Origin of the sequence: Bacillus salitolerans (genome assembly GCF_042680805.1) — a bacterium.
GTDB lineage: Bacteria > Bacillota > Bacilli > Bacillales > SA4 > Bacillus_CJ > Bacillus_CJ salitolerans.
Window position 1 is genome coordinate 4,487 of the sequence record NZ_JBHUEM010000055.1, and the last position, 314, is coordinate 4,800.

Genomic DNA, 314 nt, shown 5'->3' on the forward strand with positions numbered 1-314 from the left:
TTTATTCTATTATCCAGGGAGCTTCTTAAATAGACGAAATGAGGGATCTATCAGCAGCTACTGGTCTCATTTTATTATTTAATAGATGTATTCGAAAAACACAAAGCACCTATTATCTATTCGAAAAAATTTAATTAATAGCTTTATCCTTATTCAATAAACGGGTGCTTATGTTTACCAATCTCTTTTATTTCTTACTGTAAATAAACCCTTCGAATGTTATAATAAATTTATGATTTGTTTGTCAGGGGGAACTTTAATGGAAGAAGTCTTAAAGCAAATTCTTATTGAATTAAAAGAGATGAAGTCCGACA